The following is a 20,807-nucleotide window of genomic DNA, read 5'->3' as shown; positions in this document are numbered from 1 at the left end:
GATGTCTGATGTGTGTCCGACACACGGCGACATCGCTGTCCTCGCGAGGAAGCCGCTGAGAACCCGCGGCGGTGCCGGTGTCTCAGGTGGTCGTCGGCTCAGCGGCTTCGCCGCTGACAGGAAACCGACCCGCCGGGCAGGTTCAGCGTCAGGCAGTCAGGCCGTAGGTCCCGAACTGGAGGACGGTGATGCCGAGCGCGTCGGCCAGGTCCTGGTTGCGGACGTCGTGGTCGGCGGCCGAACCCAGGTAGAAGCCGCCGCCGTGGAGGTCGAGCAGCACCCCCGCGGGCGAACCCGCGCGGGGCAGCTGCACCCGGACCGGAACCGAACGCCCGCCGCTCTCGGCGAGTTCGCACCTCGCGGGCGGATCCGACGGTGCGGGAACGGGTGCGGCGGCACGCATCGACCGGAGTTCGTCCGCACCGCGCGGGCCGCGGCCGGGGGAGCGCCGGGCGTAGAAGGCTCGTGTCTCGTCGATCAGCGGGGCCAGCCGCGGGTCGAACCGGATCCCGTCGAATCGCACCGCTCGACGCTACCGCCGGGCTCGGCACCCGCGCCGGGCACCGGCCGTGCCGGGTGGTGGGGCGGAACGTCAACGGGCGCCGGTGCGCCGCAGGTACCAGGCGACGACTGCGCCGGAGGCGACCAGCAGCCCGATGCCGAACACGAAGAACGTCCACGCGGGCGTGATCTTGTCCTGCATCCACCCGAAGTTCATCCCGAAGAAACCGACGAAGAACGACAGCGGCAGGAACACGGTGGCGATCACCGACAGCCGCCGCATGAACTCGTTGAGCCGGGTGGAGACCTCCGCCAGGTACAGGTCCAGCAGGCTCGCCAGCTGCTCCCGGTAGGAGCCGAGCAGCCGCGTCGCCTGGTCCAGGTGGTCGTGCACGTCCCGGATCGAGACCGCCGAACCCTTCCCCCGCAGCGCGGGCACCGCGTCGAGGACGGTGCCGCCCGGCGCGAGCAGGTCCCGCTGCGGCACCACGACCTGCCGCAGCCGGGACAGCTGGCGGCGCAACGCGAAGATCCGCCTGCGGGTGGCCGGAGTGGGTTGCAGCGCGACCGCGTCGTGCAGTTCGTCGATGTCGTCGTCGTACCCCTCCAGCGCGGTCAGCAGGCTGTCGGTGAGCGCGTCCAGCACGGCGTGCACCGCCTCGCCCAAGTGCGCGGGCGGGTTCTCGGACAGGTGGCGGGCCGCGTCGTCCACCGCGGTCAGCCGCACGCGCCGGACGGTGATCAGCGCCTGCTCGGACAGGTGGAGGTGGACCTCGACCAGCGCGGGGTGCCCGTGCTCGCCGGGTTCGGCGCCGAAGAACACCAGCAGCGAACCGTGCTCGTACTCGTCGATCTTGGCGCGCTGGCCGAACTCGTGGCTGTCCTCGATGGCCAGCGCGTGCACGTCGAACAGGGAGCTGACGGTGGCGAGCTCGTCGCCGTTCGGGTCCGTCAGGTCGAGCCAGAAGAACTCGCCGCGCTCGCGCAGCGCCCGCATCCGTTCGACGTCGACCGACCGCAGGATGTCCATCCGCCGACGCTAGCAGCGCGCGGCTCGGGCCGGCCCCCGCGCGAGGACCGCCTCCGGGCGGTCGGCTGCTCTACGATCGGCCGATGGCCGAGGAGGAGAGCGGCGAGAGCACGGCGACGGTGCTGCTCGCGCTGGGCGCGAACCTGGCGATCGGGCTGCTCAAGCTGGTGGCGGGCCTGATCACCGGATCCGGGGCGATGCTGGCGGAGGCGGCGCACTCGGCGGCCGACACCACCACGCAGGGCCTGCTGCTGACGGGGCTGCGGCGCTCGTCCCGGCCGGCCGACCGGCGCCACCCGTTCGGCTACGGCAAGGCCCGCTACTTCTGGGCGCTGATCGCCGCCGTGTCGATCTTCGTCTCCGGCGGGGTGTTCGCCATCATCGAAGGGGTGCGCACCGTCGCGAGCGGCGAGTCCGAGCAGACCCTGCCGTGGGTCGCCTACGCGGTGCTCGGCGGCGCGTTCCTGCTGGAGGGCACCTCGTGGCTGCGGGCCGTGCTCCAGGTCCGCGCCGAGGCGAAGGCCGAGGGCACCACCTTCGTGCGCTGGATGCGCGGCAGCGACGACCCGACGGTGGTCACCGTGTTCTTCGAGGACGGGGCGGCGCTGATCGGGCTGTTGCTGGCGTTCGCCGGGGTCGGCCTGCACCAGCTGACTGGCTCCGGGGTGTGGGACGGCGTGGCGTCGCTGCTGATCGGCGTGCTGCTGGCGGGGGTCGCCTACGCGCTCGGACGCGCCAACATGGGGCTGCTGATCGGCCGCTCGGCGGGCCCGGCGCTGGTGCGCGGTGTGCGCGAGCACCTGGCCGGGCACGAGGGGATCAGCGCCGTCGTGGACCTGATGACGATGATGACCGGCACCGACCGGGTGCTGCTGTGCGCCCGCCTCGACTTCCGGGACAGCCTCAGCGCGGGGGACGTGGAGCGGTTGTGCGTGCGGCTGGACGACGAGCTGCGCGCGCGGTTCCCGGACCTGGACGAGATCTTCCTGGAGCCGGTGCCGCGCGAGGACCCGCACGTGCGCGCCCGCAGGCTCGCCCGCTACGGCCTCGACGGGGGCTGATCAGCCCGCGGCCTCCAGCCCGAACTCGGTGCGCACGTCCGCGCGGGAGCAGGTGCTGACGAAGATCTCACTGCCGTGCGCGGTGATCCGCTGCTCGGTGTGGAACCCGGCGGCGAGCCGGGTCAGCCGGGCTTCGGCCACATCGGACTCCAGCACGACGCGGTCGTGGACCGGGTCGTCGAGGACCAGCTTCACGATGGTGCGCAGGATCGCGGTGGAGAACCCCGGGGTGTCCTCCTCGCCGGGCGCGGACAGCATCCGCACGCCCACCGCGCCCGGTCGCGGGGCCTGCGGATCGTGCTCGGGGCGGAAGGTCTCGAACAGGAAAGCCGGGATGTCGTCCCGGAATCCGAGGTACAGGCGGCGTTCCGGCTCCACCAGCATCGCTTCGAGCAGCCGCCGCACCCGGGAGACCCGGCCCGGAGAGCGCGGCGTGGTGCGCGGGTCGATCAGCCACCGGTGCAGCAGCGTCACGTCGTTGCGCACGTCGATGGGCCGGATGGCGAGAAAGCCCCAGTTCAGGTCGAAGGTGCTGAACGAGATGTCCTGCGGGGTCCTGCTCCACGCCATGGTGCCTCCGTCGGGTTGCGAGCGGGCCTGCTCGATCGACCGCGCCGTATTAGTTAGGTTAGCCTAACCATTGTTCCGTTCGGCTGGCAATGCCCCGGCGCGAGCTCGCCGGGCAGCGGGTGCGCGGTGACACCCCGTTCGAGCGAGCCGTGCGGGCGCGGCGGCTGGACGAGGCCCGCTGACCGCGTGAATCCGGGGCCGTGCGGGCGAACCGCGCCTCCGGCGGGCGGCGGCCCCGTAAGCTCCGGATCATGTCGGCGGAGCGGGAGGGCGGCCGTCCGGTGCCCGGCGCCGGACTCGGGTTCACCGTCCTCGGCCCGCTGCGCGCGTGGCGCGGGACGACGGAGCTGGACCTCGGTCCGGTGCGGCAACAGGCGTTCCTGGTGAGCCTGCTGCTGCGGCCGGACGTGACCACCAGCAGGCAGCGGTTGCTCGACGAGGTCTGGGGCGACGAACCGCCGGGGACGGGCGTGAAGGTCGTGCCCGGTTACGTGTACCGGCTGCGCAAGAGCCTCGGGGGCACCGAGCAGGACCCGGTGATCAGCGCCGACCGGGGTGGCTACCGGTTCCACGGCGCCGGGGTGGGGCTGGATTCGGCGCGGCTGGACGAGCTCGCCGCCGCGGCGGACCGCGCCCGGCGGGCGGGCGATCCGGAGACCGCGGTGCGGAACTGCTCCGACGCGCTCGCCCTGTTCGGCGGCGAACCCCTGGCCGGGTTGCCCGGTCCGTGCGCGGCGGCCCGGCGGCGCGAGTGGGTCGAGCGCCGCCTCGCGCTCGCCCGGCAGCAGGCGGACTGCCTGCTGGAGCTGGGGCGGCACGCCGAAGCGGTGGGCGAGCTCTCGGCGCTCGCCGTCGCCCACCCCGACGACGAGGCGCTCGCGGTGCTGCTGATGCGCGCCCTGCACGGCAGCGGCAGGCGGGCGGACGCGCTCGCGGTGTTCACCGACCTGCGCGAGCGGATGGTGGCAGACCTCGGCGTCGAACCGGGAGCGGCGGCGCAGCGGGTGCAGCGGGCCGTGCTGCTCGGCGACGAGGCGGCGCTCGCCCCGCGCCGCCGGGCGGTCGCGGCCCGTCCCGCCACCCGCGACGAACTGCCCGCCGACGTGGGCCCGCTGGCCGGCCGGGAGCAGGAGCTGGCGCTGCTGACCGGCGCGGCCGATCCCGGTGCGGTGTCGGTCGCCGCCGTGGACGGCGTCGCCGGTTCGGGCAAGACGGCGCTCGCCGTCACCGCCGCCCGGGCGCTGCGCGCGCACTGCCCGGCCGGCTGCCTGTTCGTGGACCTGCACGGCCACCGCGAGGACCGCGAGGCGCTGCCGCCGGAACGGGTGCTGCGGCGGTTGCTGCGCGCCGTCGGCGTCGACGACAGCGCGATCCCGGACGACGTGGACGAGCTCGCGGCCTCCTGGCGCGCGGCGACGAACCGGTTGCGGCTGCTGGTGGTGCTGGACGACGCGACGAGCGCCGCGCAGGTGCGCCCGCTGCTGCCCGCGGGGCCCGGCAGCCGCGTGCTGGTGACCAGCCGCCGCAGGCTGGCCGGGCTCGACGCGGCGCACCGGGTCTCGCTGGGCCCGCTGGACGACGCGGCGGCGCGCGGGCTGCTCGGCGGCGTCGTCGGCGAACCGCGCGACGAGCGGGAGCGCGCCGCCGTCGCGGAACTGGTGCGGCTGTGCGGAAGGCTGCCGCTGGCGCTGCGCATCGCGGGCGCCCGGCTGCAGAACCGTCCGATGTGGACCGCGGGCGACCTGGTGGCGCGGCTCTCCGACGACGAGGCGCGGCTCGGCGAGCTCACCGCGGGAGACCGCAGCGTCGAAGCCGCGTTCCGGTTGTCCTACCGCAGGATCCCCGTCCCGGAACGCGCCGCCTTCCGCGCCCTCAGCCGCGCACCCGCGCCGGAGCTGGACTGCATCGCCGTCGCCGCCATGCTGGACCGCACGCCCGCGCAGGCGTTGCGGATGCTGGAGGACCTCGTCGACGCGAACCTCGTGCAGCAGCCGGTCGCGGGCCGCTACCGGCTGCACGACCTGGTCGCCGTGTTCGCCCGCCGCCTCGCCGCCGACGAGACCGCCGAAACGACCGCGGCCGCCGGGCGGCTGCTGGACCTGTACCTGTCCGCCGCGCGCTGCGCGGGCGAGGTGATCCCGCCGGAGCGCGCCCCGGCCCCGTTCCGCGGGGTGCGGGAGGCCGCGGACTGGCTGGACTCGGCGGGCGACCTGTCCGACGTGGTCGCCTACGCGGTGGCCACCGGACACGTCGACCACGCCTGCTGGATCGCCGAGGCCGTCGTCGACCAGCTGCTGCCGCGCGGCCGGGCCCACGAGTGCCACAACGCGGTGCGGATCGCCCTGGACCACCTCCCGGAGGCCACCGACCAGCGGATGGTGGCCGCGCTGCGCTCCAGCCTCGGCGCCGTGGAGATCGCCCGCTGCCGGTACCCGCAGGCGCTGACCCTGTTCGAGGACGCCGCGGCCACCGCGCGCCGCCGCGGCGAGCGCGGGGAGGAGGCCCGGGCGAAGACCGGGATCGGCATGGCCACCGCGATGGCCGGTGCCCGCGCGGAAGGGCTCGCCGCGCTGGACGAAGCGATCCGGCTCGCCACCGAGCTCGGCGACGACCGGACGGTGGAGCGCGCCGGTTCGGTCATCGGCTACCTGCGGCACCTCGACGGCGAGCACGAGGCGGCGCTGCGGTGGTTCGCCGACCTGCACGCGCTCGGCGAGAAGCTCGGCAGCACCGGGATGATGGGCCGGGCGCTGTGCCACACCGGCAGCGTCCGGCTCGTGGTCGGCGAGGTCGACGCCGCGGCCGAGGCGTTGCGCGCCGCCGCCGACCTGGCCGAGCGGTCCGCCGATCCGGCGCTGCTCACCACCAGCCTCACCCGGCTCGGCTCGGCCGAGCAGGCGCGCGGCGACCTGACCGCCGCGCTCGCCGCCCAGCGGCGCGCACTGGAGCTGTTCCCGGCGCGCGGGCACGCGTCGATGGAGGTGGAGCTCCGCGACCGGCTCGGCCGGACCTGCCTGCTGGCGGGGCTGCGCGACGAGGCGCGCGAGCACTTCGAGGCGGCGGTGGCGCTCGCCGAGCTCGCCGGGCGCCCGGACGAGCTGGCCGCCGCCCGCGAGGCGCTCCGCTCCTGCTGAGCACCCCGCCGCCGGGCGCTTCATCGAAAATTCATCGCCACCCCATAGCTTTCCCTCGTCGCTTTCCACGCACGCCTGGGGGAGATGGAACGGGACATGGCGGACGACGGTGCCGATGAACTGATCAGCACGGCCTCGGACGGGGTGCAGGACCTCGCCGACGCGGCCGTGGCGGTGCTCGCGCAGGCCGGACCGGCGGGTGTGCTGGCCCAGCCGGTGGTCGAGGCGCTGCGCAACGCCTGGGAGGGTTACTTCGGCTCACCGCTCGCGGAGGGCGGGACGAACTGGAACGCGTACTCGCACCAGCAGCTCTACGACATGCTGTGGCAGGGCGCCGACGTCGGTGACGTCGGCCGGGTCGCCGACGAGTGGCAGCGCCACGGCACCGAGCTCACCGGCCACGCCGACGGGCTCCGCGGCCAGCGGGGGGCGCTGGAGCGGAACTGGGACGGGCAGGCGGCCCGGCAGGCCTCCGGTGCGCTCGGCGACCTCGGTGAGCGGACCGGAGCCGCGGGCTCCCGCGCGGGCGCGGTGGGGCGCGCGACCCGGGAAGCGGGGGACGCGCTCGAATCGGCGCGCAACGAGATGCCGCCGCCGGGCGTCGATCCGGTGGCGGCCGGGTCGGCCGGGTCCGCCGCGGGCACCGCGGTCGGCACCGTCGTCGGCGGGGCGCTCGGCGCGGGTGCCGCGGGGGTCGGCGCCGGCCCGGGCGCGATGATGGGCGCCGCCGTCGGCGGCATCGCGGGTGGCGCGGGCAGCGCGTTCCTGGCCAGCGTGGCCGCCGCCGAGCAGAAGGCGCAGGCGGTGCACGTGATGCAGCGCTACGAGCAGTGCCTCGCGGGCAGCAGCCGGAACATCACCTCCGCCTCGGCCGGTGCCGGGGGTGCGGCCGAGGCGGGGGAGGAGCCCGCAGCGACGACCGCGGCGGGGTTCGGCGCGAGCTCGGCGGCGGGCACCGGTGGCGGGTTCGGCGGTGCGTCCGGTGGCGGGGTGCCGTGGGGGAAGCTCGTCGGCGGCGGACCGCTCGACGCGGCGCTGGCACCCGGTGGGCGTGCGGGGATCGGCGGTGCGGCCGGGCGGTTCGGCGGTGCCGCGCTGGGCGCGTCCCCGGCGGGCCGGTCCGGTGGACGCGGCGGCATGGCCCCGGCCGGGGCGGGCACCCGGGGCCGGGACGAGGAATCCGGCGAGCACCGCAACCGGTTGCCCGTCGTCGACCAGCGGCTCTTCGACGTCGACGAGCCGGTGATGCCCCCGGTGATCGGGGAGTGAGGATCGAGCATGACCACTGGGGACGTTCCGGGCGGCGGTTTCCAGCTGACACCGGAAGAATTGGACGCGCAGGTCGCCGCGCTCGCCGCGATCGGCGAGGACACCGCGGGCCTGGTGCGCACCGCGGGTGAACTGGCGCAGCGGCTGCCGCTGCGCGGCACGGCGCCACCGGCGCTGCACCTGGCGATGCGGTTGCGCGCGGAAGCGGGCGCGACCGGCCTGACCGGGGAGGTCGGTGCCACCGACACCGGCGTCAACGAGTTCCACACCGCGCTGCGCCGGACCGTGACCGGCTACCGGGACCGCGAGGCGGAGGCCAGCCGGGCGCTGCGCGCGGCGGCCGGGGGCGAATCGTGATCGCCACCGCCGAGGGCGTCCGGTTCGGGCTGGTCGAGCTGGACCTGCTCGCCACGCACGCCGGGGTGGCCTGCCCGTTCCCGCTGCAGGTGCCGTCGTTCGGCCGGATCGCGGGCGAGCGGGAGGTGCTGCTGCGCACGGCCGGTCAGACGCTGGAGCTGCGCGGCCTCGCCGACGGTTCCGGTCCCACCGGGGCGGCGGCGGACCTGGCGGACGCGCTGGGGGCGCACCGGGCGGCGATCGACCTGCTGCTCACCGGGCCGGACGGGACCACCGCGGTCGCGGTGCTGCTGCACCGGTCGTGGGCGGTGCTCTGCCTCCGCCCGCTCGGCGATGCGCTGTCCGACCAGGTGGAGGTGCGCTGGATCGGGCAGGACGACCTGGTCCGCGCCGTGCTGGCGATGCTGCCGAGGCTCGGCGGGGCCCGCACGATGCCGATCACCCTGCCCGCGCGGGCGGTGCACGGGGCGGCCGGGGTGCTCGACGAGGTGGACCGGGACGCCGAACGGCAGCGGCGGCTCCGGGAGCTGGTGCGCGACTGCGGCGGCGATCCCGCGCAGCTCGACCAGCTCGTCCGGGTGCTGCCGGTGGTGACCGGGCGCGGACAGCTCGGCGCCACCCGGCGCGGCCGGGGCGGCGTGGTCCGGGACGGCACCGAACTGTCCTGGGTGGACGGTCCGGCCGGGCGGCTGCGGATCGGCACCGCGGGCGGCTGGGTGAGCGTCAACCCGTTGCGCCCGCCCGATCTGGAGGTCGCGGTCACCGAGCTGGTGGGCGCCGCCAGGTCGGCCCGCTGAGCGGCCGGCCGCCGCGGGCCCCGGCCGCCCCAGCTCGGCGCTCCGGTTCACCAGGTGATCGGGAGTTCCTTGAGGCCGTAGATGGCGTGGTCGCTGGCGAACGCCACCTCGTCCTCCGGGATCGCCAGCCGCAGCTGCGGGAATCGCCGCAGCAGCGCGGGGAACGCGATGCGCATCTCCATCCGCGCCAGCGGCGCGCCGATGCAGTGGTGGATGCCGTGCCCGAAGCCGACGTGCGGGCTCGCGGACCGCGTCACGTCCAGCAGCTCAGGGTCGTCGAGCAGTTCCGGGTCCCGGTTGGCGGCGGGCAGGTTGAACGACACGAGGTCACCGCGGCGGATCGTGGCGCCCGCCAGCTCCACGTCCCGGGTCGCCATCCGCGGCGACCCGCTGCCGACGACGCTGAGCCACCGCAGCAGTTCTTCGACGGCGCCCGGGACGCGGTCCGGTTCGTCGCGCACGATGCGCAGCTGCTCGGGATGGCGCAGCAGCGCGAGCGTGCCGAGGCCGAGCATGTTCGAGGTGGTCTCGTGCCCGGCGACGAGCAGCAGGTTCCCGATGCCGATCAGCTCGGCGTTGCTCAGCTCCGCGTCGTGGTCCCGGATGAGCATGCCGAGCAGGTCCTCGCCCGGGTCCTGCCGCGCCCGGGCGACGAGCTCGGTCATGTACGCGAGGGACTGCCGGGACAGCTCGACCTTCTCCTCCTCCGGGAGGGTGGTGTCGAGCTGGCGGTTGGTGCGTTCCTGGAACTCGGGCCGGTCGGTGGGCGGCACGCCGAGCAGTTCGCAGATGACCAGCGAGGGGATCGGCAGCGCGTACTCGGCGACGAGGTCGGCGGGCGGGCCGTGCCGTTCGAGCGCGTCCAGGTGCTCGTCGACGATCTCGACGATGCGCGGTTCGAGGCGACGCATCCGGCGGACGGTGAACTCGGGGGTGAGCATCCGGCGCAGCCGGGTGTGGTCCGGCGGGTCGAGCGCGAGCAGGTTGCCGCTGCGCTCCCCGGAGAGCTGCCGCGGGTCGCGCCGCGCGCCGTCCAGGTCCTCCGGACCCCAGCCGTTGCGGAAGGCGTCGGCGTCGCCGAGCATGCGCCGCACGTCGGCGTGCCGGGTGAGCAGCCAGGCGGACGGGCCGAACGGGGTGCGGATCCGGGTGATCCCGTCGCGTGAGCGCAGCGCGGCGACGTCCGGTGCCGGGTCGAAACCGGTGCGGCGCGTGGAGATCGGCTGGTCATTCGGCGGGGCTGGCTGGCTCACGCGGGCTCCTGGTGGTGGCGGTGTGGTGGCGCCCACGAGACTAATTCAGTCGATTGACTGAAAGCAAGCGCCCCACGCCACTCCGCCGCGAACGGGTGTCCTCATTGGACGGACCAGCCTCCGTCGGAGGGGAGCAGCACGCCGTTGAGGTTCACCGAATCCTCGCTGAGCAGGAACGCGATCGACGCGGCCACGTGCTCCGGTTCGGCGATGTCCGGCAGCGCCGCCAGCGTCGGCTCGATCCGCTCCCGGCCCAGCGCCGAGTTCATCGCGCCCTCGATGCCCGTCGCCACCCCGCCCGGCGCCACCGAGTTCACCCGGATCCCGTCCGGTCCGTACATGAACGCCGCGCTGCGGGTCAGCCCGACCACCGCGTGCTTCGACGCGGTGTAGGCGGTGCCCGCCGTCGAGCCGCGCAGCGCCGCCTCCGAGGACACGTTGACGATCGAACCCCGCCCGGCGGCGCGCATCAGCGGCAGCACCGCGCGGGTCAGCCGGAACATGCCGTGCAGGTTGACCTCGAAGACCCGGTGCCACAGCTCGTCGTCCACCTCGTGCAGCGGCACCATCCCGTCGGTGATCCCGGCGACGTTGGCGAGCGCGTCGACCCTGCCGTCCGCGGCGGCCACGATCGCGGCGATCCCGTCCGGGTCGGTGATGTCGGCGCGGACCGGCACCACCTCGTGCTCGGCGTGCTCGGCGACCAGCGCGTCGAGGCGGCCCGGGTCGACGTCGGCCGCCACGACCCGGCCGCCCTCGCGGGCGACGCGGGAGGCGGTGGCCCGGCCGATGCCGGAGCCCGCGCCGGTGATGATGGCGGTGCTGCCGGTGAAGCGGCCGGGCGTGGTGCGCTCTCGCCACTCCGGGCGCGGCGGCGGGGTGGGAGCGTCTGCCGCGTCGGGGACGGCGGTGGCGTTGGCCTCGGCGGCCAGCCGGTCCACCTCCTCGGTGCTGAGCCGCCCGCCGCTGAGCGCGACGAGCCTGCTCATCCGGAACCGGCGCACCGAGCGCAGCGCCGCGGCGCTCTGCCCGTTCTCCGCCAGCATCCGGCGCAGGATCGGGCCGCCCGCGGGGTGGTCGAGCCATTCGGCCACTGTGGACTCGGGGGACAGCGGGGTGGCGGTCATCGGGTTTCCCTCCTGTCGACCGGATCCCGGGGGCGGTGCCGAGCGCGGGATCCGTCCGGCTTTGCGCCTCCCGCGCCGGGCTTCGCGCCCCGTGCTGCGGGAGCCGGTGGGCGGTGTCAGTCCGCGTGCAGCGCTCGCCGCACGTGGTGGGCGATCAGGTCGTAGCCGGCGCGGGCCCGGTCCGGGTCCCGCACGTCGTAGCCGTGGTCGGCCCCGGCGACCACGTGGTGCCGCACGAGCGCTCCCGCCTCGCGCAGCCGTTCCGCGTAGCGCTCGCCCTCGCCGCGCAGCACGTCGTGCTCGGCGGTGACGACCAGCGCGGGCGCGATGCCGGTGAGGTCGGTGGTGTCCCCGGGTGCGGCGGGGGAGTGCAACCGGTCGTCGGCCCAGCGCGGGTCCCGGAGGTAGGAGGCGTTGAAGACCTCCGCCATCCACGGGCGCAGCATCGGCTTGGGCAGCGGCGATCCCTTGTCCCGGAACGGGGTGACCAGGTCCAGCGACGGGTAGTGCAGCGCCTGCAGCGCGATCCGCGGCCCGCCCTGCTCGAAGGCCTGGCGCGCGACGGCGGCGGCGAGCGAGCCGCCTGCGCTCTGCCCGCCGACCGACAGCCGGGAGCCGTCCCAGCCGTACCGATCGCCGTGCTCGGCGGCCCAGCGGACCACGTCGAACGCCTGCCGCGGCGGGGCGGGGAACGGGTGCTGCGGCGCGAGGACGTAATCGACGTTGAGCACCGCGACCTCCGCGGTCCCGGCGATGAGCCTGCACAGCGGGTCGTCGAGTTCGGTCAGCCCCATGACGAAGCCGCCGCCGTGGAAGTTGACGTGCAGCGGCACGGTTCCCCCGGTCGCGTCCGGCCGGTACAGCACCGCGCGGGCCGGGCCCGCCGCGGTGGGGACGGTGAGCTCCTCGGTGCGGCCCGGGAACTCGGGGAACCGGTCGCGCGGCGGGCGGACCCGGGCGACGGCGCGCTGCATGGCTTTCGCGGCGAGGGCGGCCACCGCGGGGCGGGACAGGACGGACATCGGATCGCTCCTTTCGTCGGCCTCGCCCGGCGGACCGGTCGGCGCACGACCCACTGTAAGGCAGTCGACTGACTGGGAAGTCGGCGGGCGGCTGCCCGGGCCCTCCGGGCGGCGAGCGGGCCGTCGTTCGCCGCGTGCCGCGCGGGCGCGCTCGGCTGGTCGGGTGCCGTCGAGGAGGACGGCTCGACACCTTATTGACACTCTGTCTAATATGACACCGTGTCTCGCAGGGGTGCCGCGCCCGACCCGGCCGCCCCACCAGCCCGCAGCCGGCCCGGCCCGTGGGAGGGCCCAGTGGAGGTGTCAACGATGACCAGCGCACCAGCGGAATCCGCGCAGCGAACCGCCGCGGACGAAGACGTCTCGCAGCGGTTGCTGGACTCGGCGGCCACCCTGTCCTACGACCCGGCCACCGAGGTCGACTGGGAATCGCCGCTGCCCCCGGACGAGTACGGCCTGAACCCGGAGTGGAGCACCCTCTACGGCACCCCGCTGTGGGACGAGCTCACCGAGCAGCAGCGGGTCACGCTCACCCGGCACGAGGTGTGCTCGGTGATGAGCATCGGCATCTGGTTCGAGATGATCCTGCAGCAGATGGTGCTGCGCGACCAGTACGTCAAGAACCCGGCCAACGCCGAGTTCCAGTTCGCCCTCACCGAGATCGCCGACGAGTGCAGGCACTCCATCATGTTCGCCCGCGCCTGCGCCAAGATGGACGTCCCCGCCTACCTGCCGCCGCGGCTCATCGCCCAGCTCGGCCGGTTGTTCAAGACGCTCGCCAGCGCCGAGTCCGCGTACGGCGGGATCCTGGTGGCCGAGGAGATCCTCGACGTCATGCAGCGCGACTGGATGCGCGGCGAGAACGTGCTCGGCATCGTGCGCACCACCAGCAAGATCCACGTGGTGGAGGAGGCGCGGCACATGAAGTTCGCCCGCCAGGAGATCAAGGAGAGCATGCGCGGCGCGGGCCGGGTGCGCCGCAACGCCAGCGCCGTGCTCATCGCCGTGGTCGCCGACATCGTCGCCTCCAACCTGGTGCAGAAGGAGGTCTACGCCTCCGTCGGCCTGGACCCCGACCGCGCGGTCGCGGCGGTGCACCGCAACGAGCACCGCAAGTCCATGCTGCGCAACAGCTGCGTGCACCTGATGGACTTCCTGTCCGAGGCGGGCCTGCTGAACCGCCCGGCGATGGCGATCTACCGCCGCATCAACATGATCTGAGCCCGGAGCCGGCCGCCGCGGACCGGTGCCCGCGGCGGCCCGGGCGGGGGAGCACCGGGCAGCGAACGGAACGACCTGCCGCGCGCAGGCGTCGGGCGGACGAGGAACCACCATGGCCTACGCGATCACCCAGACCTGCTGCACCGACGCCTCCTGCGTGTCGGTGTGCCCGGTCAACTGCATCCACCCCACGCCGGACGAACCGGACTTCGGCCGCACCGACATGCTCTACGTCGACCCGCAGGCGTGCATCGACTGCGGGGCCTGCGCCGACGCGTGCCCGGTGGACGCGATCTTCCCGGTGGACCGGTTGCGCGGCGCCGACACCGAGTACGCCCGGATGAACCGGGAGTACTACGAGACCGCGGACGTGTCCAACGAGTGGACCGCGCCGACCTTCCCGCGCTCGCTGCCGGAGTACCCGGGCACGCTGCGCGTCGCGATCGTCGGCACCGGACCGGCCGCCTGCTACACGGCGCAGGCGCTGCTGCGCGACACCGGCGCCGAGATCACCATGCTCGACCGGCTGCCGCTGCCCGGCGGGCTGCTGCGCTCCGGGGTGGCGCCGGACCACCAGTCGACGAAGAAGATCGCCGACGGCTTCTCCTGGCTGTACCAGCACCCGCGGCTGCGGATGCACATGAACGTCGAGGTGGGCCGGGACGTCGCGCACGAGGACCTGGCCGCGCACCACCACGCGGTGATCTACGCGGTCGGCGCGGCCACGGACCGCGAACTCGGCGTGGACGGCGAGGACCTGCCGGGCAGCGTCTCCGCGACCTCGTTCGTGTCCTGGTACAACGCGCACCCGGACTTCGCCGACCTGGACGTGGACCTGTCCGCGGAGCGCGCCGTCGTCGTGGGCAACGGCAACGTGGCGCTGGACGTGGCGCGCATCCTGCTCAGCGACCCGGAAGAGCTCGCGGGCACCGACATCGCCGACCACGCGCTGGAGCGGTTGCGCGGCAGCCGGGTGCGGGAGGTGGTGCTGCTGGCGCGGCGCGGACCGGAGCACGCCGCGTTCACCGCGCCCGAGTTCCACGCCATGCGCCACCTCCCCGGGGTGCGGGCCGTCGTCGAGGACGGGCCCGAGGTGCGCAAGGCGTTCGCCGAACCGGAACCGGGCGGCAAGGCGCAGTTGCTCGCCGAACTCCCCGTCGAGGACGTCGACCTGGCCGAGGCTCCCGCCGACGGCAAGCGCCTCGTGTTCCGCTTCGGCGCGGCCCCGGCCGAGGTCCGCGGCACCGACCGGGTGCGCGCGGTGCGGGTCCGCGACGGCGGCGAGATCGCGACCGGACTGCTCGTCCGCGCCATCGGCTACCGCGCCACCCCCATCGCCGGGCTGCCGTTCGACGAGGTCACCGCGACCGTGCCGAACCGGGGCGGCCGGGTGCTCGACGCCGCGGGGAACCCGCTGCCCGGCACCTACGTGGTGGGCTGGGCCAAGCGCGGCCCGTCCGGCGGGATCGGCACCAACCGCGGGTGCGCGCGCGACACCGTCGGCTCGCTGCTCGACGACGCCGCCGCCGGGCACCTGCGCGAACCGGCGCGCACCGGGTTCGACCGGCTGGTGCGCGCTTGCGCGCCCCGGTCCATCGGCCGGCGCGGCATGCTGAACATCGACCGGGCGGAGCGGGAGCGCGGCGAGCGGACCGGGCGCCCGCGGGTCAAGTTCGCGACCGTGCCGGAACTCCTGGGCGCGGCCCGCCGCTTCGGCCGGTAACTCCGCCGCCGAGCGCGGGCGGACCGGCGGTCAGCTCAGTTCGCGCAGCAGGGGCGCGATCTCCTCGGCGGCCCGCTCGCTGTGGCCCGCGGTGGTGCCGACCATCGTGATGAGCTGGTCGGTCAGCCAGTGCTCGAACACCTCGCGCGGCGGGTTGTGCGTGGCCAGCCACGTCACGCACGTGGTCTCCACCAGCGCCACCCAGCCGCGCAGCGTCAGCAGCAGCAGCGCGGACGGGTCCACGATGCCGATCCGCTGGCACACCAGGTCCACCACGTGGTTGCGCACCTTGTCCACCAGCGTCTCCGTCTCGCTGGTGGCGATGGTGGAACCGCTGCGCAGCAACGCGGTGTAGCTGCTGGCGAACGCCTCCACGGAGGAGACGAACTCGGTCAGCGCGGAGCGCAGCTGCGTGATCAGGTCGCCGTCCTGCGGCAGCGTGATGCGCTCGATCAGCTCGTCCACGACGGTGGTCAGCGCCGCGACGTGCACTTCCCGCAGGTTCGAGAAGTAGCGGTAGAACAGGGCGCGGGAGACCCCGGCCTCGGCCACGATGTCGTCCACGGACACGTCGTCCATGGCACGCTCGCCGTAGAGCTGCAGGGCGGTGGCGAGCAGGTGCTCCCGGCGTTCCTCGGGGCTCATCCGGCGGCGCGGTCGCTCACCGCGCCGCCCGGCCTCGGAGTCCGGTGGGGTCGGAAGTTCACTGGTTCGCGGCATCGTCCCCACATCATCACATGTTTGCCCACGTCAGTCCCCGAGCGCCTCCACCTGGCTGATCATCGGCACCCGGCACCGCCCGCTCGGCGGCCCGTCCGCCGGTCGAGGAGCTTCGCGGCACCGTCGGCGTCGACGTGCTGGTGCCAGGTGCCGCCGGGGTGGTCGATGACGAGGGGGCCGAGGTTGCACGGGCCGAAGCAGCCCGCGGGCGTCACCTTGGCGGTGGTCCCGCGCACGAGGTCGGCGAGCGCACGGTGCACCGGCCCCGCGCCGTGCGCGGTGCAGCGCGGGCCGCGGCAGACGAACAGGTGCCGGTCCGGGACGTCGAGCACGGACCAGGAGGGGCTGCGGAACCCGGCGGGGGAGGCGGTGATCGGCGCGGTCTCGTCGGCGAGCCCCGCGATCGCCTCGGCGAGACCGGTGGCGGCGGCCGGCCCGCGCGCCATCCGCACGTCGAGCGCGCCTGCGCGGGTCTCCCGCCAGTTCGCGACGGCCTTGGCCAGCCAGGACGCCAGGTACCGGTCGTCGGGCAGCGCCAGCGGGACGAGCACGGCGGTGCTCGCGCCGTTCGCGTCGAGCCGGTCCAGGACGTCGTGCACCGAGGGTTCGCCCTGGTCGAGGTGCGCGGCGAGCACGGGGCCGCCGGCCCGCTCGGCGACGGCGCGCACGACGGCCCGGAGCGACCGTTCGTCCACGCCGGACGGGGTGGGCCGCACGACCAGCACCAGCGCCCGCTGCGGCACGTCGTCGCGTTCGGGCATCCGGTGACCTCCGGGAGCTCGGGGAGGCCGCCGGTGCGACGGCCGCGCCCGATCATGCGTCACCCGGCGGTGGATTCCGAGTGGTCCGGGACGCAGCTCACCGCTTCGGCGTCCGGGCGATGAGCACCGGGCACGGCGCGTGGTGGATCAGGGCCTGGCTGGTGGAGCCCAGCAGCATGCCGGTGAATCCGCCGCGCCCGCGGGTGCCGACCACGACGAGCGTCGCCCCGGCCGCGTGCTCCAGCAGGGTCGCGGCGGGCGATCCCTTGGCGACGAACCGCTGCACCCGCACGTCCGGGTGGTGCTCCCGCCTGCCGCTGATCAGTTCGGCGAGGAGCCGGTGCGAACCCTCCTCGATCTCGTCGGCGGCGAGCCCCACCCGCATCCACTTCGAGTCGACGCCGACGAGGTTCCAGGTGTGCACCACGTGCAGCGGCACGTCGTGCGCGGCGGCCGCGGCGAACCCGTGCTCCAGCAGCAGCGGCGCCTGCCGGGACCCGTCCAGGCCCACCACGACCGGTCCGTCCGCGGGTTCGCCGCGCCCGCGGACCACCACGGTCGCGCAGTGCCCGTGCGCGGCCACCGCGACCGCGACGGAACCGGCGAGCAGCCCGGAGAACCCGCCGAGCCCCCGGTCGCCGACGACCACGAGCCCGGCCGAGACCGACTCCTCGATCAGCACCGAGGCGGGCGACCCGGGCACCGATTCGGTGCGCACCTCCAGGTCGGGGCTCTGCCGCTGGGCGATCTCGGCGGCGTCGGCGAGCCACTTCCGCACCTCGGCGCGCACTTCGGCGCGGGGCGCGTGCGACCACCGCACGCCGGGGATCCCGGGCAGCGCGGGCAGGGCGAACACGTCGGCGTAGACGATGCGCAGCGCGCGGCGTCGGCGAGCGGCTTCCGCGGCGGCCCACCGGACGGCGCCGCGCGCGGTGCCCGATCCGTCGACGCCCACCACGAGCGGTCCGGTTCCGAGTTCGCTCATCTCGTCCCCCTCACCGTGGGAGTCCGCCGAGCGGCGGGGAATCCGCGGCCGGCGGGCCTCCATGCTGACGCACCGACCGGGTGGTCGCCGCTCGGCGACGGGGTCGCGTCGCATCTACGCCAAAGTGGTCTGGACCCGTTGACGGTGTGGTCTAGTCCACATACGGTGCTGCGCGTTCGGCAGTTGATCGGGACCGCGCCCGCGCCGGACCCGGGGCCGAGCGCGGCGCGCTCCGGATCTCTCGTCCGCACCACCGCCCGGCCACCCCGGCCGGACCGGTATGAGGGGAGTACCCGTTGACGACCAGAACGATCCGCATGGCGGCGCTCGCGGCAGGGCTGCTGGTGCTGCCGTTCACCGGCGCCGCGGTCGCGGCCACCCACGCACCCGCCCCGGCGGCCGCGGGCGACCTGCGCGCCGCGCCCTACTACATGCCGCTGGACAACGATCCGCAGGACATCGCCGAGGCGATCGAATCCAGCGGCCAGCGCGACTACATCTTCGCGTTCGTGCTCGCCCCCGACGAAGGGAGCTGCACTCCCACCTGGGACGGCAAGGCCGACCAGGAGGTCGCCACCGACACCGCGGTCCAGGCGAAGGCCGACGCGGTGCGCGCGGCGGGCGGTGACCTGTCGGTGTCCTTCGGCGGTTACAACGGCATCGAGCTCGGTGCCGCCTGCGCCGACTCGGCCGCGCTCGCCGACGCCTACCAGCAGGTGATCGACAAGTACGAGCTCACCCACATCGACCTCGACGTCGAAGGCGACGACCTCGGCGACGTCGCGGGCGAGACCAAGCGCTTCGAAGCGATCAAGACGCTGAAGGAGCGCAACCCCGAGCTGCACGTGACCCTCACCCTGCCGATGACCACGGTCGGCCTCAACGAGGCGGGCAAGGCGGAGATCCAGCGCGCCAAGGACATCGGCGCCGAGATCGACCTGTTCAAGATCATGGACTTCGACTACGGCGGCCCCGGCGACGACATGGCGAACAGCGCGATCTCCGTCGCCGAGGCGTTCCACGGGCAGCTGCGCGAACTGCACCCCGAGTACGACGACGCGGCCGCCTACGCGCGCACCGGCGTCATCCTGATGAACGGCCACACCGACCAGCCGAGCGAGCTGTTCACCCCCGACACCTTCCGCGCGCTGCTCGACTACGCGAACGAGCACCAGATCGGCCGCTTCTCGTACTGGGCGCTGAACCGGGACCGCGTGTGCACCGAAGAAGGCGGCTGGGCCGACGGGAAGTGCAGCAGCATCGAGCAGGCGCCGTACGAGTTCACCAAGATCCTCGCCGAATACCAGTGATGGTCAGGAGAAACCTGATGAAGAAGCTTCCGAAGCTGCTGGTGGCCGTCGCCGCCGGAACCATGCTCCCGCTGACCGCGGTCGGCGCCGCGGCCGCCGCGCCGGACGCGCCCGCAGTGCCCGCCGCCTTCGCCGCGCCCGCCGCGCCCGCCGAGATCAAGACCGCGCCCTACATCGACGTGATGCAGGAATCGCCGACGCTGCCCGAGGTCGCCGAGGCCACCGGGCAGAAGCACTTCACGCTGGCCTTCGTGCTCGGCAGCGCCGCTGGCTGCACCCCGATGTGGGGCGGTGAAGCGGCGCTGGACGACCAGCGGATCATCGGCCAGATCGACGAGCTGCGCGCCCAGGGCGGGGACGTCATCGTCGCCACCGGCGGTGCGATGGGCCCGTACTTGGAGAGCGTCTGCGGCACCTCCGACGAGCTGCTGAACGCCTACAAGTCCATTCTGGACACCACCGGCTCGAACCACCTGGACATCGACGTCGAAGCCACCATCCAGCACGACGTGGTGAACGAGGCGCTGGCGAAGCTGCAGGCCGAGCGCGGCACCCAGGTCAGCTACACCCTGCGGGTGCAGAGCGACGAGACCGGCCTCGACCCGTACTCGGTGCAGGTGCTGCAGAGCGCCGCCGACCACGGCGTCGACGTGCTGGTGAACCCGATGGCGATGGAGTTCGGTTCGCAGCAGCCGTGGGGTGACGCCGTCATCGCCGCGGCCGAGGCGACCCTGGGCCAGATGAAGGAGATCTGGCCGGACGTCGACGAGGCCGAGCTGAAGGCCAAGCTGGGCGTCACGCCGATGATCGGCCGCAACTTCAACGGCAACGAGTTCACCCAGGAGCACGCGCAGCAGCTGGTGGACTGGGCCGGGCAGAACCAGATCGGCCTGCTGTCGTTCTGGTCCACCGGCCGGGACAACGGTGGTTGCCCGGGCGGCGCGGTGTCGCCGACGTGCAGCAGCATCGAGCAGCAGCCCTACGAGTTCACCCAGATCTTCCAGGGCTTCGGTGGGTGATCCGATCGTTCCCGCTCCTGGTGCGTGAGGGGCGGACGGGGGAGCGCTGGAGGGTGCTCCCCCGTCCGTGCGTTCGTGGTCCGCTGTGGACTGATGGTGTGGGGTGCCGGTCGGGGAGTGCCGATCCGCTCGCCCGGAGGACGAGTCGCGGTGCGGCGCCGGTCGGGCGTCCGTGCGCGCTCGGGGCGGACGGTGGTGGGGGATGCGTAGGGTGGCGGAGGTGTTCCCCGCTGCGGAAGCCCTGCTGTCCGGGCCGCGCGGCCGTCGGTGCTGCCTGGAACTGGTGCTGACCCCCGCGGACGACGCTCGGTCGGAAGCGTTGCGCCGCGCGGTGTTCTTCGCCGCGCACCACGTGGACGCCGCCGCGGGCACGTCGGTGCTGTTCGGCACCGGGCCGGAGGTGGCATCCCCGCCGCACCCGTCGACCGCCGAGATCGCCGGCCTGATCGCCGCGCTCCCGCCGCGCGAACCCGAGGCGCCGGAGCTGGTGCGGGCGCTGGCCGAATCGGTCTCCGCCGCCCGCTACTGGCAGGAGCCGGACGGGAAGGACGTGCTCGCCGCCGCGCCGCCGGTCCGAGCGGCCCTGGAACCGGTGGCCGCCGCGCTCGCCGACTGCGCGGCGGCGGACTGGTGGACGGGCCCGCTCGACCGCGAGGACCAGTGGGCGGTGACGTTCCCCGGCGAAACCTCCGCCGCGGAACCGGTCGAGCCGGAAGGCGCCTCGTCCCGCTGGCGCGCCGCGAAGATCTCCGCGGAGCGGCGCGCCCACCACGAGTGGCCGCGCTCGCTCGACGCCCCGTTCAGCGCGATCTGGTGGTCGCGGCCACCGCGCGACCTGCCGTGGACGACGCGGGGGATGGGGGAGCTCGGCCCCGCCGGTCTGCGGTGGTCGCCGGTTACCTGACGACCGCCGGGCTCGCGGTCCCCGTCGACGAGGGACGGGCCTC

General features: G+C 74.5%; 19 protein-coding genes. 10 read left to right on the top strand and 9 right to left on the bottom strand.

What is annotated here, in order from left to right; translation table 11 throughout:
* Nucleotides 1-148: 148 nt before the first annotated feature.
* The gene (locus tag H1226_RS16795; protein WP_258341576.1) at nucleotides 149-523 is read right to left on the bottom strand and encodes an alpha/beta hydrolase family protein; all 375 of its coding nucleotides are present in this window, start codon (nucleotides 521-523) and stop codon (nucleotides 149-151) included.
* A 69-nt stretch (nucleotides 524-592) separates the two neighbouring features.
* Nucleotides 593-1,531, bottom strand: a complete 939-nt coding sequence (locus tag H1226_RS16790; protein WP_258341575.1) for a magnesium transporter CorA family protein — start codon at nucleotides 1,529-1,531, stop codon at nucleotides 593-595.
* A gap of 83 nt (nucleotides 1,532-1,614) precedes the next feature.
* On the opposite strand from H1226_RS16790, the gene H1226_RS16785 reads away from it, so the two are divergent.
* Nucleotides 1,615-2,592, top strand: coding sequence for a cation diffusion facilitator family transporter (locus H1226_RS16785; RefSeq protein ID WP_224957480.1), 978 nt, complete (start codon nucleotides 1,615-1,617; stop codon nucleotides 2,590-2,592).
* On the opposite strand, the gene H1226_RS16780 is transcribed toward H1226_RS16785, so the two are convergent.
* Nucleotides 2,593-3,162: an acetyltransferase gene (locus H1226_RS16780; RefSeq protein ID WP_258341574.1), complete on the bottom strand. Its 570-nt coding sequence runs from the start codon at nucleotides 3,160-3,162 to the stop codon at nucleotides 2,593-2,595.
* A gap of 251 nt (nucleotides 3,163-3,413) precedes the next feature.
* On the opposite strand from H1226_RS16780, the gene H1226_RS16775 reads away from it, so the two are divergent.
* The 4 genes from H1226_RS16775 (at nucleotide 3,414) to H1226_RS16760 (ending at nucleotide 8,719) form a co-directional block, all read left to right on the top strand.
* Nucleotides 3,414-6,296, top strand: a complete 2,883-nt coding sequence (locus H1226_RS16775; protein ID WP_258341573.1) for an AfsR/SARP family transcriptional regulator — start codon at nucleotides 3,414-3,416, stop codon at nucleotides 6,294-6,296.
* 96 nt (nucleotides 6,297-6,392) lie between these two features.
* Nucleotides 6,393-7,565, top strand: a complete 1,173-nt coding sequence (locus tag H1226_RS28185) for a WXG100 family type VII secretion target (protein WP_309148737.1) — start codon at nucleotides 6,393-6,395, stop codon at nucleotides 7,563-7,565.
* A 9-nt stretch (nucleotides 7,566-7,574) separates the two neighbouring features.
* Nucleotides 7,575-7,922 carry a hypothetical protein gene (locus H1226_RS16765; RefSeq protein WP_258341572.1) on the top strand — a complete coding sequence of 116 codons (348 nt, stop codon included), beginning with the start codon at nucleotides 7,575-7,577 and terminating at the stop codon, nucleotides 7,920-7,922.
* Nucleotides 7,919-8,719, top strand: a complete 801-nt coding sequence (locus H1226_RS16760; RefSeq protein WP_258341571.1) for an ESX secretion-associated protein EspG — start codon at nucleotides 7,919-7,921, stop codon at nucleotides 8,717-8,719. The genes H1226_RS16765 and H1226_RS16760 overlap by 4 nt, the downstream gene beginning before the upstream one ends.
* A gap of 47 nt (nucleotides 8,720-8,766) precedes the next feature.
* On the opposite strand, the gene H1226_RS16755 is transcribed toward H1226_RS16760, so the two are convergent.
* From H1226_RS16755 to H1226_RS16745, 3 genes are all read right to left on the bottom strand, one after another.
* Entirely contained in the window at nucleotides 8,767-9,972 is a 1,206-nt protein-coding gene (locus tag H1226_RS16755; RefSeq protein ID WP_258341570.1) for a cytochrome P450, read from the bottom strand.
* Nucleotides 9,973-10,073: 101 nt separating this feature from the next.
* Entirely contained in the window at nucleotides 10,074-11,099 is a 1,026-nt protein-coding gene (locus H1226_RS16750) for an SDR family NAD(P)-dependent oxidoreductase (RefSeq protein ID WP_258341569.1), read from the bottom strand.
* Nucleotides 11,100-11,215: 116 nt separating this feature from the next.
* Nucleotides 11,216-12,121: an alpha/beta hydrolase gene (locus tag H1226_RS16745; RefSeq protein WP_258341567.1), complete on the bottom strand. Its 906-nt coding sequence runs from the start codon at nucleotides 12,119-12,121 to the stop codon at nucleotides 11,216-11,218.
* Between the two features lie 309 nt (nucleotides 12,122-12,430).
* On the opposite strand from H1226_RS16745, the gene H1226_RS16740 reads away from it, so the two are divergent.
* Both H1226_RS16740 and H1226_RS16735 read left to right on the top strand, forming a co-directional pair.
* Complete coding sequence (locus H1226_RS16740; RefSeq protein ID WP_258341566.1) at nucleotides 12,431-13,342, top strand: AurF N-oxygenase family protein; 912 nt, start codon at nucleotides 12,431-12,433, stop codon at nucleotides 13,340-13,342.
* Between the two features lie 112 nt (nucleotides 13,343-13,454).
* Entirely contained in the window at nucleotides 13,455-15,065 is a 1,611-nt protein-coding gene (locus tag H1226_RS16735; RefSeq protein WP_258341565.1) for an FAD-dependent oxidoreductase, read from the top strand.
* 30 nt (nucleotides 15,066-15,095) lie between these two features.
* Here H1226_RS16735 and H1226_RS16730 read toward each other — a convergent pair whose 3' ends face one another.
* The 3 genes from H1226_RS16730 to H1226_RS16720 form a co-directional block, all read right to left on the bottom strand.
* The gene (locus H1226_RS16730; protein ID WP_258341564.1) at nucleotides 15,096-15,710 is read right to left on the bottom strand and encodes a TetR/AcrR family transcriptional regulator; all 615 of its coding nucleotides are present in this window, start codon (nucleotides 15,708-15,710) and stop codon (nucleotides 15,096-15,098) included.
* A gap of 134 nt (nucleotides 15,711-15,844) precedes the next feature.
* The gene (locus H1226_RS16725) at nucleotides 15,845-16,546 is read right to left on the bottom strand and encodes a (2Fe-2S) ferredoxin domain-containing protein (RefSeq protein WP_258341563.1); all 702 of its coding nucleotides are present in this window, start codon (nucleotides 16,544-16,546) and stop codon (nucleotides 15,845-15,847) included.
* 97 nt (nucleotides 16,547-16,643) lie between these two features.
* Entirely contained in the window at nucleotides 16,644-17,531 is an 888-nt protein-coding gene (locus tag H1226_RS16720) for a universal stress protein (RefSeq protein WP_224967167.1), read from the bottom strand.
* A 296-nt stretch (nucleotides 17,532-17,827) separates the two neighbouring features.
* On the opposite strand from H1226_RS16720, the gene H1226_RS16715 reads away from it, so the two are divergent.
* From H1226_RS16715 to H1226_RS16705, 3 genes are all read left to right on the top strand, one after another.
* The gene (locus tag H1226_RS16715; RefSeq protein ID WP_258341562.1) at nucleotides 17,828-18,841 is read left to right on the top strand and encodes a chitinase; all 1,014 of its coding nucleotides are present in this window, start codon (nucleotides 17,828-17,830) and stop codon (nucleotides 18,839-18,841) included.
* Between the two features lie 17 nt (nucleotides 18,842-18,858).
* Nucleotides 18,859-19,860: a chitinase gene (locus H1226_RS16710; protein WP_258341561.1), complete on the top strand. Its 1,002-nt coding sequence runs from the start codon at nucleotides 18,859-18,861 to the stop codon at nucleotides 19,858-19,860.
* Between the two features lie 202 nt (nucleotides 19,861-20,062).
* Nucleotides 20,063-20,764 carry a hypothetical protein gene (locus tag H1226_RS16705; RefSeq protein ID WP_258341560.1) on the top strand — a complete coding sequence of 234 codons (702 nt, stop codon included), beginning with the start codon at nucleotides 20,063-20,065 and terminating at the stop codon, nucleotides 20,762-20,764.
* The last annotated feature ends 43 nt before the right edge of the window (nucleotides 20,765-20,807 follow it).

The organism is Saccharopolyspora gregorii (genome assembly GCF_024734405.1).
GTDB lineage: Bacteria > Actinomycetota > Actinomycetes > Mycobacteriales > Pseudonocardiaceae > Saccharopolyspora_C > Saccharopolyspora_C gregorii.
This window is presented reverse-complemented; position numbering and strand designations above follow the sequence as displayed.